We start from the raw sequence: 12845 nt of genomic DNA on the forward strand, positions 1-12845 counted from the left end.
CCGCGTCAGCCGCCAGCCCGGACTACGCGGGGGCCTTAGCCAGCCGGCTCAGGGCCGCCACCGCAATCGCAGGATCAGTGGTCGGCCAGAACGGCGGCAGGGCAGCCCTGAGGAAGCCCCCGTAGCGTTCCGTGGACAGCCGGGAGTCAAGGACAGCCACCACGCCTTTGTCGCCCGTAGAACGGATCAGGCGGCCTGCCCCCTGGGCAAGCCGGATGGCTGCATGCGTGGCCGACACCGACATAAACCCGTTGCCGCCCGCTTGGGCCACCGCCCGGGAGCGCGCCGTCATGAGGGGATCATCCGGCCTGGGGAACGGGATCCGGTCGATGACCACCAGCCTGCACGAACCGCCGGGAACATCGACCCCCTGCCAGAGTGACATGGTGCCGAAAAGGCACGTGTCCGGTTCGTCGGCGAACTGGCGCACCAGGGCGGTCATGGTTGATTCCCCCTGGCAGAGGATGCTGACATCCAGGCGCGGCCGCATGGCCTCGGCAGCGTCCTCCGCGGCCCGGCGCGACGAGAAGAGGCACAGTGCCCCGCCGCCGGAGGCCCGGATCAGTTTCTCGAGCTCGTCCAGCGCTTCGGGCGACGTTCCGCGTCCGGGCTTCGGCAGGTGGCTGGCAACATACAGGATGCCCTGCTTGGGGTAATCGAACGGGGATCCGACGTCCACACCGGTCCAGCTGGGCGCCCCGGGCCCCACCAGCCCGAGCCCTCCCGCGGCCGGTTCGAAGGCCGATCCGATCGCGAGCGTGGCTGATGTGAGGACCACTGTGTGGCCGGCGAACAGCCCGTCGCGCAGCTTCCCGGCCACGCTCAGGGGGGCGATGTTGACCAGGGCCGGCGCGGCGTCGTCCGGCTGCGAGTAGCCCTGCTGCGGGTCAAAGGTGCTGGCCCGCGAGAACCAGACCACCTCGCGGTTTTCCCGGGCGGCAATCAGGCGTTCGCAAAGCTCGAGGATGACCATCAGGCGTGACCGCGCAAGCTGCCGCCCGCCGTCGGCCGTGTTGGCGCTGTCCCCTTTGGAGTCGGAAAGGGCCGCGCGGCAGGCTTCCCGCAGCTGGTCCACACAGTCGAGCTGTTCGTCGTTGAGCCCGTTGGGCAGCAGGCCGCTCGGAACTCCGGCGATGGCCACCTCAAGGTTCGCGGCTGCGTTGTTGAGCGCATCAACCGTGATGCCGGTGTTTTTGCGGGCGCCCGAAGCGGCGGCGTGGACCATGGCCACGGACAGCTGGCCGGAGACTGCTCCCGTCACCCTGTCCTGCAGCTCGTGGGCCTCGTCAACCACCACGACGTCGTACTCCGGCAGCACGGCGAGGCCTTCGAAGGCACTGACGGCCAGCATGGCGTGGTTGGTGACCACCACGTCGGCCTCGGCCGCGTTCTGCCGGGCCAGTTCGCTGAAGCACTCGGCCGCCATGGGGCATTTCTGCGCTCCGAGGCATTCCATCGACGTCACGGACACCTGCCGCCATGCACGGTCCGTCACACCGGGCATCAGCTCGTCACGGTCCCCCGAGGCCGTCTTCTCCGCCCACTCGCGGAGCCGGACCACTTCCTTACCCAGCTGCGACGCAGGGCCGCCCAAAGAAGCGGCAAAGTGCGGGACGCTGGTGTCCTCACCCAGCGAGAAAAGCTGTCCCTCGGACGGCTCCTCGGAAGGGAACCCGCCGTCGAGTTTGTGCCGGCAGACGTAGTTGGACCTGCCCTTGACGAGTGCCACCTTGACGGGACGTTCAAGGGCGGGAGTGATCGTTTCCAGGAGTCTGGGGAGGTCCCTGCCCACGATCTGGGTCTGCAGGGCGAGGGTGGCCGTGGAGACGAGCGTGGGTTTGTCGCTGACCAGTGAATGGGCGATCAACGGAATGAGGTAGGCCAGGGACTTTCCGGTGCCCGTTCCGGCCTGGACCAGCAGGTGGTCGCCGCTGTCAATAGCGCGTGCCACCTGCCGGGCCATCTCGTGCTGGCCGCTGCGGCTCTGTCCGCCCATGCCGGAAACCGCCCGGTCGAGCAGCTCGATGACGAACTGCTCGCCGGCAGAGCCGCTGGTTTCTCCAGCCCCGGGATCAGACATTGCTGATGAAGGATTCCAGTTCAGAGGCAAGCCCCTCGCGCACCATGACGAGGGCACGCGTGCCCTCCTCCTCATGGTCCAGGCGAAGGATTTCGGCGTCCGTTTCGTGGAGTTTGCTGAGCAGGTCCCCGCGATTGTAGGGAATCAGCAGTTCCATCTTGACGCTCGGCCGCGGGATGGCCTCGCTGATCGCTTTCAGCAGTTCAGCAATGCCCTGCCCCGTCCGTGCGGAGACCACCACGTGGCGGGGTTCGCGCTGCTTCAGGCGTTCCACCACGAACGGATCCGCGGCGTCGGCCTTGTTCAGCACGATGATTTCCTGGACCTTGCGCGCGTCCACTTCGCTGAACACGGCGCGGACCGCGGCGATCTGGCCTTCCGGATCGGGGTGCGAGACATCCACGACGTGCAGGATGAGGTCCGCGTCTGCCACTTCCTCCAGGGTGGACCGGAAGGCTTCCACCAGCTGCGTGGGAAGGGAACGGACGAAGCCCACAGTGTCGGCCAGGGTGTAGCCCAGGCCATCGGCCGTTTCCGCCTTGCGGACAGTTGGATCCAGCGTCGCGAACAGGGCGTTCTCCACCAGGACACCGGCGTCGGTCAGCCGGTTCAGGAGCGAGGACTTTCCGGCGTTCGTGTACCCGGCGATGGCAACGGACGGGACGGAATTACGACGGCGGTTGGCCCGCTTGGTTTCCCGCGCCGGCTTCATGGCGGCGATTTCACGCCGCAGCTTGGCCATCCGGGTGCGGATCCGCCGCCTGTCCAGTTCGATCTTGGTTTCACCGGGGCCACGGGACCCCATGCCGGCACCCGCGCCGCCCACCTGGCCACCGGCCTGCCGGGACATTGATTCGCCCCAGCCGCGCAGGCGCGGGAGCAGGTACTCGAGCTGCGCAAGCTCCACCTGCGCCTTGCCTTCGCGGCTCTTGGCGTGCTGGGCGAAGATGTCCAGGATCAGGGCCGTGCGGTCGATGACCTTGACCTTCACGATGTCTTCAAGTCCGCGCCGCTGTGAGGGTGCCAGCTCGGCATCCACCACCACGGTGTCGGCACCCGTGGACATCACGATGTCTTTGAGTTCCAGGGCCTTGCCGGAACCCAGGAAGGTGCCGGGGTCGGGCTTCGCGCGGCGCTGGACGATGCCGTCAAGCACTTCCGAGCCTGCTGTCTCCGCGAGCGCGGCAAGTTCACGCAGTGAGTTTTCGGCGTCCGCCAAGGTTCCCTCGGACCAGAGACCGGCCAGGACCACGCGTTCAAGGCGCAGCTGCCGGTATTCAACCTCGGTGACGTCCTCGAGTTCGGTGGACAGGCCTGCCGTACGGCGCAGGGCCCGGCGTTCTTCAAGGTCCTGCTGGTCCCCGTCGAAGATGCTGTGTTCACTGTCCTGGCGGGAAATCGCCTGCGCCGACCCCAAAACTCCCTGCGGATCTTCCGGGTCGGATTTGGCGGAGCGGGCAGGGACATCCTTGGACAGAATCCGGTCGATGACAGCCTGGATTTCCTCAGGACTCATGTCCTGTGAGGCTGAATCTGATCCGGTGTTGGGCTGGTTGGTCATGTTCTCCTTTGAAGATTCGACACCTTCAGAATAATGCTGATTACTTGTCTGCGGGGCGGTATTCGCGCTGGGCTGACGACTATTGGTCATTCGGGCTCCTGGGGTGCCGGCGGCTGCGGCGCAGCGGGCGGCGGTATGGGCGGTGGCGAGGCGGCCTGCCTGGCAGGCGCCGTTGCGCAGGATGCGGTGGCGTCGGTGACACCGGAATGTTCAGCGGACAGTCTGTCGCACGGAGCAGTGTTCCCACGGGGAAGTTCACGCGCGCCGTCCGGATGACGGGATTCCGATGGCAGGTCAGATGATCAGCATTGCTGGACTCCAAGTAGTTCGGGCAGCACGTCCGGCCGGAGGATCACGGCAGGACAGCGCACTGAGCGGAAGGTGATTACCTGCGTCGCTGCGGGACGGGCCAGGGCCCGTGCCGGCTACTCAAAGATCAAGAACATGAATTCAAGACTAGCAGACCGGTTTCCCTGTCCCGTTCCCCCGCGTTTCCCATCCGCGCCCGGGACAACTAATCTGGCGAGTTATGGAGTCTGCACACTATTTCAGCGCCCAGCCCGCCGGGCCGTTCACCCGCAAGCCGCTAACCGTGGAGCTCGCCGGTGAAACCCGCAAGCTGCAGACCTCCAGTGGCATCTTCAGCCCCGACGGGATCGACAAGGGCACCGCTGTGCTGCTGGCTGACGTGCCGGCCCCGTCTCCCCAGGGCAACCTGCTGGACATCGGCTGCGGCTGGGGTCCGATCGCCCTGACCATGGCCCTCAGGGCCCCTCACGCACACGTCCATGCCGTGGACGTGAATGAGCGCTGTGTCGCACTGACCAACGAAAACGCCGGCCTGCTGGGGCTTGGCAACGTCACGGCCAGCCTGCCGGCCGACGTTGATCCGGGCCTCCGCTTCGACACCATCTGGTCCAATCCGCCCATCCGCATAGGCAAGGACGAACTTCACTCCCTGCTGCTGCTGTGGCTGCCCCGGCTGGCCCCGGGCGGGTCCGCCTGGCTGGTAGTCCAGAAAAACCTTGGTTCGGATTCGCTGCAGCGCTGGCTGGGCACCGAACTGGACAGCAGCTTCACCGTCACCCGGGAGAGCACCTCGAAGTCGTTCAGGATCCTTCGGGTCAGGAAAGCGTCCCACTAGCCACGATCACGGCCGGACCGCTGAGTTCCACATGCTCGTGGCCTTCCGGCCCCGGAAAGAATTTCACGCCGACGACGCCGCCCGGCACCTTGACGTTCCAGGCTTCCGGAGCGCCCTGCCCGGCCCAGTGACGGATGGCAACCGCAGCTGCGCAGGCGCCGGTGCCGCATGACTGCGTCTCCCCCACGCCGCGCTCGTGGACGCGCATGGTGATGGTCCCCACCCCGTCATGCACCAGCGGTTCGGAGGGTACGACGAACTCCACATTGGTGCCGTTGGCCGGCTTCGGGTCAACGTGCGGTGCCTTGAACAGCTGGGTTGCCTCAAGTTCGCTGAGCTCTGCAAGCGCCACCACAGTGTGCGGGTTCCCCATGCTGACAGACAGCGCCGGCCGCGGCACTTCCAGGCCGTCGGCGGTCACAAGCGAGTCCATGGCCCGTGCCGTGGCCTCTCCCGGGAAAATGAACTCCCACGGTCCCATGTCGACGGCGTAGCCGTTCTCGGTCCGCACGACCGTTTTGACGCCCCCTCGCGTGCCGATGGTCAGCGCATCGCCGGTCTCGAGCCGGACCAGTCCTTCGGCAACGAGGAAGTGGACGAAGACGCGCACGCCGTTGCCGCACATTTCCGACAGGGAGCCGTCGCCGTTGCGGTAGTCCATGAACCACTCGGCGTCCGGGTGGACCGTCTGCAGCTCGCGCCCTTCGGGGAGGTAGCGCGACGGCACGGCGCGGATCAGCCCGTCGCCGCCGATTCCGCGGTGGCGGTCGCAGAGTTCCGCGACCTGCTCGGGTGCGATGGGCCAGGTGCCCCCGGGGTCAGCAACAAGCACGAAATCATTGCCGGTGCCGTGGCCCTTGGAGAAGGCCAGGCCGCTCAGCCCCTGGAGTGTGCGGTCAGGGGTGGGTGCAAGGGTTTCGTCCATGGTTCAAGATTACAGTCACGGGTGGACGGGCCCGAAAACCGTGCGCAAGGGGCTGGCGCGGGCTGAGCAGCACGGCTCAGCGGCAGATGGCCGCTGCTTTGTCCACCAGGTCCGGGTCCTGCCAGTCGAGCCAGGTGATGCGGGGATCGGCCCTGAACCAGGTGAGTTGCCGGCGGGCGAATTTTCGCGTGGCCACAATGGTGTCTTCCGTGGCCTGGCCGGCATCCCATTCACCATCGAGTACTTTGAGGAACTGGGAGTAGCCCAGGGCACGGGACGCGGTTTTGCCGTTCCTCAGGCCTGCTCCGTCCAACCGCTGCACTTCGGCCTGCAGTCCGTTGGCGACCATGCCGTGGACACGCTGTGCCAGCCTGTCCTTCAGGAGCTCCCGGTCCACCTCGAGCCCGATCTGGACTGCCGGCTGGAAGTACTCCCGGGCCGGCATGAAGGAGCTGAACGGGCGTCCTGTCAGCTCGAAGACCTCCAGCGCGCGGACAACCCTGCGGGCGTCTCCCAGCCGGGCGGCGGAAACCGGGTCCACGGCGTCCAGCCTGGTGCGCAGCGCGGCGAGGCCGGTTTCGTCGGCCTCCGCTTCGAGACGGCGCCTGATGTCCGGATCCGTTCCGGGAAACTCGAGCACGTCCAGCGCGGCCCGGACATACAGGCCCGATCCGCCGACGAGGATGGCCCGCCTGCCCCGGGCGTGGACATCGGCGACGGCGGCGCGCGCCTCCCGCTGGAAATCGGACACGCTGGCTTCCTGGGTGACGTCGAGGGTGTCCAGCAGGTGGTGCCGGACTCCCCTGCGCTCCTCCACCGTGATCTTGGCTGTGCCGATGTCCATGCCGCGGTAGAACTGCATGGCGTCCGCGTTGATGACCTCGCCGTCAAGTTCCAGCGCGAGTGCCACGGCGAGGTCCGATTTCCCGGATCCGGTGGGGCCGACCACCGCAATGACAGGCGGCTGACCGGCGTCAGAACCGCGCGCGTCAGCCGACGGCACAAAGGCGTCCTGGCCGTTCCCTGTGGGCGTGGCCATTGCCTAGCTGCGGCGGACGGGGAGCGCCGGCATACCGAGGGACACGCCGCTCTTGCCGCCGTTCGCAGCGGAGCCGGCGCCGGGCACCGGGGCGCCGCAGGAGTCCGCCTGGGACCTGTCCCAGGCGTCACCGGCACGCGACCGGCGGAGCGCGTAGTCTGCCGGCGATGCCGGATCGGCCACCAGGTGGAAGGCAGCAGCTTCCGTGATGGTGACGGTCACAAGGTCTCCGGGCCGGGGCTTCTCCGCACCCTCCGGGACTGAGAAATGCACCAGCCGCTGATCCTGCGACCGGCCCGACAGCCGGTGTGTTTCCTCCGACTTGCGGCCGGACTGTGCCGTGACCATGACCTCCACCCGGCGGCCCAGCTGGCGGGCGTTTTCCTCGGCCGCGATCCGGTCCTGCAGGGCGGTCAGGCGCTCAAAGCGCTCCTGGACCACGGCCTTGGGGAGCTGGTCCGGCAGGTCAGCGGCGGGGGTGCCGGGGCGCTTCGAGTACTGGAACGTGAACGCAGTGGCGAAGCGCGACTTTTCGACGACGTCCAGCGTGGCTTGGAAGTCCTCTTCGGTTTCGCCGGGGAAGCCGACGATGATGTCCGTCGAGATGGCGGCATGCGGAATCCGTTCCCGGACCTTGTCCAGGATGCCCAGGAATTTGGTGGAGCGGTACGACCGTTTCATGTCCTTGAGTACTTTGTCCGAGCCCGATTGCAGGGGCATGTGAAGCTGCGGCATGACGTTCGGGGTTTCGGCCATGGCGTCGATGACGTCGTCAGTGAAGGCAGCGGGGTGCGGGCTGGTGAACCGAACCCGCTCCAGCCCGTCGATTTCACCGCAGGCACGCAGCAGCTTGGAGAACGCCTGGCGGTCGCCGAATTCCACGCCGTAGGAGTTCACGTTCTGGCCCAGGAGTGTCACCTCGATGGCGCCGTCATCCACCAGTGCCTGAATCTCGGCGAGGATGTCGCCCGGACGGCGGTCCTTCTCCTTGCCGCGCAGCGCAGGAACGATGCAGAAGGTGCACGTGTTGTTGCAGCCCACCGATATCGACACCCAGCCCGAGTACACGGAGTCCCGCTTGGTGGGGAGGGTCGAGGGGAAAACGTCGAGTGATTCCAGGATCTCGAGCTGCGCCTCATTGTTGTGACGGGCGCGGTCGAGGAGCGCAGGCAGGGCACCGACGTTGTGGGTGCCGAAGACGGCGTCCACCCACGGGGCCTTCTTCAGGATGGTTTCGCGGTCCTTCTGGGCCAGGCAACCGCCCACCGCGATCTGCATCCCCGGGTTGGCAGCTTTGACCGGGGCCAGCATTCCGAGGTTGCCGTAGAGCTTGTTGTCGGCGTTCTCCCGGACGGCGCACGTGTTGAACACCACGACGTCGGCGTGCTCATCGGTCGCCGGGACATACCCGGCGCCTTCGAGCATCCCGGCCATGCGCTCGGAGTCGTGCACGTTCATTTGGCAGCCAAAAGTGCGCACCTGGTAAGTGCGCGGCGGCGCCGCTGCGGGGGCTCCATCCGGGCTGGCGGAAGTGCTGGTGCCGGACGCTGGGGAGGGAATGGTCAAACTCACCTGTTAAGGGTACCGGTTCATAGGAATTCCGTTTCCGCCCGCCCGCCGGCTGCGGTGTCGAGGACCTCCGCGGCGATCCGGAAGGCCTGCGACGGCTGGTATCCCTTCCGGGCCAGCATCGAGGCCAGCCGACGCGTGACCTTGTCCCGCTCGGCGCGGTCCGTGAGGTCTGCTGTGCCTTTGAGCTTGCGTTGGACGAGTTCACGGGCGGCAGACTCCTCCGCTTCGTCACTGACCTGCTCCAAGGCCCGGGCCGCAATGTCGGCTTCAATACCTTTGTCCGCAAGCTCGCGCCGCAACGCACCCTTGGCGAGCTTCCGGGTCTGGGACCTGCTCCGGACCCACATGTCCGCAAACTCGGCGTCATCCACGAGCCGGACTTCCTCGAACCTGTCCAGTACGGCCTCGGCCACGTCCTCCGGAACATTGCGCTCGGCCAGCTTGCGGGCCAGCTGCAACCTGCTTTTCGGCGAGGCGGTCAGCTGCCGCAGCACGATGGCCCGCGCCACGGAGGCCGGATCCGGCTCAGCATCGTGTTCCGCTTCCGGCTCCGGCACGTGTCCGGCCTCCGCGGGAAAGGTCCCGTCCTGGCCTGCATCGCCGAACGCAGCCGGGTCAGGTTTCCGGGATCGGAATCCTGGCCCGCTCCGCCGAGTTCCCCTAGAAACCGTCAACGGCCTTGAGCTTCGGAGACGCTTCCTTTTCGGCCTCGGCGGGCTTGACGCCGACGCCGAGCTTTTCCTTGATGAGGCGCTCCAGCTCCGAGGCAAGCTCCGGGTTGTCGCGCAGGAAGCGTCGCGAGTTCTCCATGCCCTGGCCCAGCTGGTCACCGTCGTAGGTGAACCAGGAACCGGACTTCTTGATCAGGCCGTGCTCCACGCCCATGTCGATGATGCCGCCCTCGCGGGAGATGCCCTGGCCGTAGATGATGTCGAATTCGGCGATTTTGAAGGGCGGGGCCATCTTGTTCTTGACGATTTTCGCCTTGGTGCGGTTGCCCACCGAATCAGCGCCTTCTTTCAGCGTCTGGATGCGGCGGACGTCGATGCGGATGGAGGCGTAGAACTTCAGCGCCTTACCACCGGTGGTGGTTTCGGGTGAGCCGAAGAAGACGCCGATCTTCTCACGCAGCTGGTTAATGAAGATGGCGGTGGTCTTGGTCTGGCTCAAACGTCCGGTGATCTTACGGAGCGCCTGGCTCATCAGGCGAGCCTGCAGGCCGACGTGGCTGTCGCCCATGTCGCCTTCAATTTCCGCGCGGGGCACGAGGGCGGCCACGGAGTCGATGACAATCACATCGAGGGAGCCCGAGCCAATCAGCATGTCCATGATTTCCAGGGCCTGCTCACCGGTGTCCGGCTGGGATACCAGCAGCGCGTCGGTATCGACACCCAGCTTGGCGGCGTATTCGGGGTCCAGGGCGTGCTCGGCGTCGATGAACGCAGCGATACCGCCCAAGCGCTGGGCATTCGCGACGGCATGCAGGGCAACGGTGGTCTTACCTGACGATTCCGGGCCGTAGATTTCCACCACGCGGCCGCGCGGCAGGCCGCCAATTCCCAGGGCAACGTCCAGGGCAATGGAGCCGGTGGGGATTACTTCTATGGGCGCACGCACTTCGTCGCCCAGCCGCATGACGGAGCCTTTGCCGAACTGCTTGTCGATCTGGGCAAGCGCTGCATCGAGCGCCTTCTGACGATCCGGGGCTGCCGCCATGGTTCACACCTCTAGTTTTCTCGCTGTGGAGTGGCCTGAGCGGCCCTTTATCTGTCATCACCGACGCTAACGGCACCCACCGACATTCTTGCCGGATGACATTGCGTATGTGGAAAACGCTCTGAAAAAAGCATAGCCCTACCCGAACAGATATTCGAACAATTGCCCGGCGTGTCAGGGCGGAGCCATCCAGCGTCAGGGTGCCGTGGATCAGTTGCGGGACGGCTTGACGTCCCTGCCAAGCCGCCGGTCCGCCGGGACGTCCTGCACGTCGCACATGGCGAGCCAGACCTGCCGCGGAGGAACACCGGCTGCCAGTGCCTGGTCCGCTGTCCGGCTGCCGACACCTGCCAGCACCAGTGAGCTGCTGAGGACACGGGAGTAGCCTGCACCGAACTCATCGTCCATTAGCCGCCAGAAGTCGCTGATTCTCACCGATAAAGTCTCTCACGGCTGCGGCCAATAGAATGGTTGCCATGAGCAACCCAGCCATGGAACCCGATGCCCCAGGGGCCACCGAAAACAGCGTCGACGCGGCCCTGCGAACCGTGGAACATCAGATCAGCCTGTTCTGGCGCCGTGGCCGCGCCCTGTCCCAGCAACTGTCGCGGGAAGTGCACCCGGACATGGAACCGGCAGCGTACGGCCTCCTCACTGTCATCCGCCGGGAAGGTCCCATCAGGCTCACGGAACTGGCATCATGCATCGGCGTCGGCAAGCCGTCTGTCAGCCGGCAGATTGCCTTCCTCGAAAGCATCGGCCTGGTGTCCAAGGAGGCCGATCCCCTCGACGGCCGGGCCCAGACCATCCAACTGACCCCCAAGGGCGAGGAGAAGATGCACCAGGTCCAGGACGCACGGCGGGAGGTCTTCCGTGAGCGGCTGGGCGAATGGCCGGTCGAAGAACTTCAGACCCTTGCCACATACATGGCGAAGCTCAACGCAACGTATGAGCGCGACGGCTTCCCGAAGGACGAAGCCAACCGGCCCGGTACTTAACCCTGGTTTTAACGCCGAAGGGCCTCCGGCTTAGCCGGAGGCCCTTCGTGTGAGTCTGGTATGACTGAGTATGAACGACGCAGGTCAGCGGGCGCCCGAGAGCAGTCCCTTGGCCAGTTCGTCAGACAGTTCAGTGTTGAGTTCGCGGTCAAGGTCGCGGCCATAACGCTGCGAGAATTCCTGCGGAACGGTGTCCGGAACAGCAACGCCCTCAGCGACGGCAACGCGGTCGCTGACTTCGCGGAGCATGCTGGACAGCGGGACGTCCAGGGCCGAGCAGATCGAAGACAGCAGCTCCGAAGAGGCTTCCTTCTGGCCGCGCTCCACTTCACTGAGGTAACCCAGGGAAACCCGGGCACTGTGTGAGACTTCGCGGAGGGTTCGGCCCTGACGCTGGCGAACGTCGCGCAGAACATCACCGATTTCGTGACGAAGTACAACCATCTTGCGCTCCTTCTGTTCGCTCTTTGCCTGATCGGCGAGGCCCACATCCTTCCAGCGGACAACGCCGTTCACGGATACGGGCTGCTTTACCATCTGTATCGCCTTGCTCCCTCGTTCGTCAGGCCCGCCTTCATCAGGCGAACCATAATTATTTACTCATCCTAGGCGCCTCCGCGATTCGGAAGCGACACAATGTAACAACTATTAGGAATCAAATTTTGTTCCCGGCAACTTTACGCCTGGTAAGCCTCGGAAGATAGCGCCTCAAGCAGCCGCTCCAAAGCAGCCGCGCAGGCCTGTCCACGGATGTCGGCGCGGTTCCCCTCGAAAACGTAACCGAACGACGTCGTGCCCTCCGCGGTGGCGATGCCGACGAAGACTGTTCCCACGGCTTTCCCGCCGTGCGGTTCCGGACCGGCGACGCCGGTTGTCGACACGCCGACGTCCGCGCCGCAGACCCTTCGGGCTCCGGCCGCCATCGCCTCTGCAACGGCTCCCTCGACGGATCCGACGGCGTCGAGCAGCTCTTGGGGCACGCCCAGGACGTCCGCCTTGACTGCGTTCTGGTAGGACACCACTCCGCCCTGGAGCATGCCCGAGGCGCCGGGGGTGTCAGCGAGGACCGCCGTCACCATGCCCGCTGTCAGCGATTCGGCGGTGGCGACGGTCAGTCCCCGCGAGATGGCGCCGGTAACTGCCTGTTCGGCGATGCGGTGCAGATTGCTCACGGCATTTCTCCTTGAACGCGCTGGCTGGCGGCACGACGTCCGCTTGCCCGCAGCTTGAGTGCTTCAACAACATACTGGACGCCGGTCCAGACGGTGACGGCCACGGCGGCGAGCATCACCAGGAAGGCGACCACACCCAGCCACGGCGCCAGCGATGCAAGCGGAATCACATACAGCAGGATCGCAACGGTCTGCACAACGGTCTTCAGCTTGCCGCCGCGCGACGCCGGGATGACGCCATAGCGGATGACGAAGAACCGGAGTGCAGTGATGCCCCATTCGCGGACCAGGATCAGGATGGTGATCCACCATGGCAGCTCGCCCAGGACGGACAGCATCACCAGTGCGGAGCCCGTCAGCAGTTTGTCCGCGATGGGATCGGCAATCTTGCCGAAGTTGGTGATGAGTCCCCTGCTGCGGGCGATGTCGCCGTCGAGCTTGTCGGTGTAGATGGCGACGGCAAACGTCAGGGCAGCGGCCCAGCGCCAGACGCCGTTCTGGCTATCGAGCCCCGGGGCGTCCGCGACGAGGAACCAGACGAAGAACGGCACCAGGGCAATCCGCAGCATCGTCAGGATGTTCGGAAGGTTCCAGATCCCGGAGGAGGAGCCTGAGCTGTTGGCTTCAGTGCTAGTCAC

13 protein-coding genes are annotated in these 12845 nt (G+C 65.8%); 2 read left to right on the top strand and 11 right to left on the bottom strand.

Features of this window, described 5'->3' with window-relative positions; all coding sequences use genetic code 11:
• Window positions 1-22: 22 nt before the first annotated feature.
• Both J7I79_RS11350 and hflX read right to left on the bottom strand, forming a co-directional pair.
• Window positions 23-2080: an ATP-dependent DNA helicase gene (locus J7I79_RS11350; RefSeq protein ID WP_214953214.1), complete on the bottom strand. Its 2058-nt coding sequence runs from the start codon at window positions 2078-2080 to the stop codon at window positions 23-25.
• Complete coding sequence (gene hflX, locus J7I79_RS11355; protein WP_214953216.1) at window positions 2073-3641, bottom strand: GTPase HflX; 1569 nt, start codon at window positions 3639-3641, stop codon at window positions 2073-2075. Before hflX ends, J7I79_RS11350 begins: the two co-directional genes overlap by 8 nt.
• A 529-nt stretch (window positions 3642-4170) precedes the next feature.
• Between hflX and J7I79_RS11360 the strand changes: the two genes are divergently transcribed.
• Window positions 4171-4785 carry a class I SAM-dependent methyltransferase gene (locus tag J7I79_RS11360; protein ID WP_214953217.1) on the top strand — a complete coding sequence of 205 codons (615 nt, stop codon included), beginning with the start codon at window positions 4171-4173 and terminating at the stop codon, window positions 4783-4785.
• Here the strand turns inward: J7I79_RS11360 and dapF are convergent.
• From dapF to J7I79_RS11390, 6 genes are all read right to left on the bottom strand, one after another.
• Window positions 4766-5710 carry a diaminopimelate epimerase gene (dapF, locus tag J7I79_RS11365; RefSeq protein ID WP_214953219.1) on the bottom strand — a complete coding sequence of 315 codons (945 nt, stop codon included), beginning with the start codon at window positions 5708-5710 and terminating at the stop codon, window positions 4766-4768. The genes J7I79_RS11360 and dapF overlap by 20 nt on opposite strands.
• Window positions 5711-5786: 76 nt before the next feature.
• Complete coding sequence (miaA, locus tag J7I79_RS11370) at window positions 5787-6749, bottom strand: tRNA (adenosine(37)-N6)-dimethylallyltransferase MiaA (protein ID WP_214953221.1); 963 nt, start codon at window positions 6747-6749, stop codon at window positions 5787-5789.
• A 3-nt stretch (window positions 6750-6752) separates the two neighbouring features.
• Complete coding sequence (gene miaB, locus J7I79_RS11375) at window positions 6753-8321, bottom strand: tRNA (N6-isopentenyl adenosine(37)-C2)-methylthiotransferase MiaB (RefSeq protein WP_214953223.1); 1569 nt, start codon at window positions 8319-8321, stop codon at window positions 6753-6755.
• Window positions 8322-8338: 17 nt separating this feature from the next.
• Window positions 8339-8878 carry a regulatory protein RecX gene (locus J7I79_RS11380; protein ID WP_396020194.1) on the bottom strand — a complete coding sequence of 180 codons (540 nt, stop codon included), beginning with the start codon at window positions 8876-8878 and terminating at the stop codon, window positions 8339-8341.
• A gap of 103 nt (window positions 8879-8981) precedes the next feature.
• Entirely contained in the window at window positions 8982-10037 is a 1056-nt protein-coding gene (recA, locus tag J7I79_RS11385; RefSeq protein WP_104172467.1) for a recombinase RecA, read from the bottom strand.
• Window positions 10038-10247: 210 nt separating this feature from the next.
• Complete coding sequence (locus tag J7I79_RS11390; RefSeq protein ID WP_104172468.1) at window positions 10248-10472, bottom strand: DUF3046 domain-containing protein; 225 nt, start codon at window positions 10470-10472, stop codon at window positions 10248-10250.
• 41 nt (window positions 10473-10513) lie between these two features.
• On the opposite strand from J7I79_RS11390, the gene J7I79_RS11395 reads away from it, so the two are divergent.
• Complete coding sequence (locus tag J7I79_RS11395; protein WP_214953225.1) at window positions 10514-11035, top strand: MarR family winged helix-turn-helix transcriptional regulator; 522 nt, start codon at window positions 10514-10516, stop codon at window positions 11033-11035.
• A gap of 84 nt (window positions 11036-11119) precedes the next feature.
• On the opposite strand, the gene J7I79_RS11400 is transcribed toward J7I79_RS11395, so the two are convergent.
• The 3 genes from J7I79_RS11400 to pgsA all read right to left on the bottom strand — a co-directional run bounded on the left by J7I79_RS11400 (window position 11120) and on the right by pgsA (window position 12845).
• A complete protein-coding gene (locus J7I79_RS11400) occupies window positions 11120-11572 on the bottom strand; it encodes a helix-turn-helix domain-containing protein (RefSeq protein WP_078026444.1) in 453 nt (150 codons plus the stop codon).
• Window positions 11573-11712: 140 nt separating this feature from the next.
• Window positions 11713-12207 (bottom strand): CinA family protein, encoded by a 495-nt coding sequence (locus J7I79_RS11405; RefSeq protein WP_214953227.1) that lies wholly within the window; start codon window positions 12205-12207, stop codon window positions 11713-11715.
• Window positions 12204-12845 (bottom strand): CDP-diacylglycerol--glycerol-3-phosphate 3-phosphatidyltransferase, encoded by a 642-nt coding sequence (gene pgsA / locus J7I79_RS11410; protein WP_214953229.1) that lies wholly within the window; start codon window positions 12843-12845, stop codon window positions 12204-12206. The genes J7I79_RS11405 and pgsA overlap by 4 nt, the downstream gene beginning before the upstream one ends.

This window comes from Arthrobacter sp. ISL-69 (assembly GCF_018613775.1).
In the GTDB taxonomy this organism is placed as follows: Bacteria; Actinomycetota; Actinomycetes; order Actinomycetales; family Micrococcaceae; genus Arthrobacter.